The 1,613-nt window shown below is 49.5% G+C and carries 2 protein-coding genes; one reads left to right on the top strand and one right to left on the bottom strand.

All coding sequences use genetic code 11. From position 1 onward, the window contains the following. Nucleotides 1-106: 106 nt before the first annotated feature. Entirely contained in the window at nt 107-805 is a 699-nt protein-coding gene (gene tmk / locus D6783_01845) for a dTMP kinase (protein ID RME53511.1), read from the top strand. Between the two features lie 49 nt (nt 806-854). Here the strand turns inward: tmk and D6783_01840 are convergent, their stop codons facing one another. After that, nucleotides 855-1,478, bottom strand: coding sequence for a hypothetical protein (locus D6783_01840; protein RME53510.1), 624 nt, complete (start codon nt 1,476-1,478; stop codon nt 855-857). Between the last annotated feature and the right edge of the window lie 135 nt (nt 1,479-1,613).

The raw sequence follows: 1,613 nt of genomic DNA, 5'->3' as shown, positions 1-1,613 counted from the left end.
TGGTGTGGCGAGCGTTCTGCTGTGGAAGATAGGTGTTGTTTGTTGGAGGAGGGTTTTTGGTGGATGTGGGAAAGGTTTTTATTCTTGTTCGGAGTTCGGAGTTCGAATGGATTTGTTTTGCAGTATTTATTCTGATGTTGACAAGGGACGCAGGTTTTTTCATCGATTCATCACGCTGGAAGGTATTGAGGGGTGCGGGAAGTCGACGCAAGCAAAGCTGCTTGCAGCGTCGTTGGAGAACGAGGGTTTTAATGTCTTCCTCACGAGGGAGCCTGGCTGGGGCGTTCTTGGCAAGAAGATTCGGCAGCTTGTTTTGCACAGCGAGCAGGGAAGTATTGACACAGTCGCTGAGACGTTATTATTCATGGCAGATAGAGCGCAGCATGTTCGCCGCGGGATTCTGCCTGCTCTGCTGGAAGGGAAGGTGGTGATAAGTGATCGGTATCATGATTCGACGGTTGCGTATCAGGGGTTTGGTTTGAAGTCTAACTTTCCTCGTTCAAATGCGCTTGAGGCGTGTTATCAATGGCTTGGTTGTCATCCGGGGAGAACGTACTGGTTAGACGTCCCTGTTAATGTCGCGCTCGAGCGTGTCTACAAGCGTTCGCAGGGGTTGCGGGAAGGCGATGAGGCTCCGTCAAAATTTGACGTGGCAGAAGAAGCGTTTCATCGACGGGTACGGGAGGGTTTTTTGTATGTGGCGAGGAAGGACCCGAGGCGTGTTGTGCCTGTCGATGGTGCGCAGCCCGTGGAGCGGGTTCATGAAGTCTTGCGTAGGGATGCGTTGTCGTATTTGAACGCTTGAGTGTTTTCTTTTCGAGAAATTTGGAACTTTGTTTTCTCTCCGTTTTTTTCTACTTTTTTTGACGGGGAGGCTGCTTGGGCGTTCTGGCGTAGGTCGTGCCGCTCTTTTTGACCTTGGCGGCTTCAATCAGTTTTTTGAGGAACGGGCGGAGTTGTTCTTTGTTGATGCCGACCTTGGCGGCGATGTCGTCTTCGTTTGACGCGCCGGCATCAACCGCGGTGAGGATGCTGTTTTGGATGAGTTTGTTCATGTTCGCGGTGAGGAGCTTGTTCATGCCGGTCAGTTCCTTCATTTTCAGGCCGATTTCGTGGAGTTTGGAGAGGAGGTCGTTGTACCAGTTGGTGAGTTCACGTGGTTCAAGCTTGAAGGATCCTGGCTCGAGAATTTCAATGCTGGCGGGGGTGTAGTTGATGCAAATCCAGTTGAGGTTTTCCAGTGAGCTGATGAGGAATTCTCCTTCGTAAAAGATGCTGAAAAGCCCGCTGTCTTGTTCTTCTGCGGTCCCAAACTCTTCATCGACAACTTTGATGCCCTTGTTGGTTTTTACTTCTTTCACGTATGTCGCGATTGCTTCTTCTACGTGTTTTTTCGGGAAGCCGACGACTTCGAAGGTGACGATGGCTTGAAGCCAACCCTTATCGAGGTGTTCTTTAATGGTTTTTGCAGAGAGCATGGTATGGTTCCTTTATGTTTTTCTTGCTAGGCGCGCGTTGTCTTTCTTGGAGCGTGTGTTTTTTTTTCTTTTTTACTTTCCTTCGAATAGCGGAATGTGGTGAAGGAGTTTCTCTTCGCTTTTAAATGTTCTGGG

Source organism: Candidatus Woesearchaeota archaeon, assembly GCA_003694805.1.
Lineage (GTDB): Archaea > Nanobdellota > Nanobdellia > Woesearchaeales > J110 > J110.
The sequence above is the reverse complement of the archived record's forward strand: the minus strand, read 5'-3'. Positions and strand labels throughout refer to the sequence as shown.

Excerpts from the sequence above, each read along its gene's own strand:
- tmk (RME53511.1), top strand. The coding sequence starts at position 107 with ATGGATTTGTTTTGCAGTATTTATTCTGATGTTGACAAGGGACGCAGG.
- D6783_01840 (RME53510.1), bottom strand. The coding sequence starts at position 1,478 with ATGCTCTCTGCAAAAACCATTAAAGAACACCTCGATAAGGGTTGGCTT.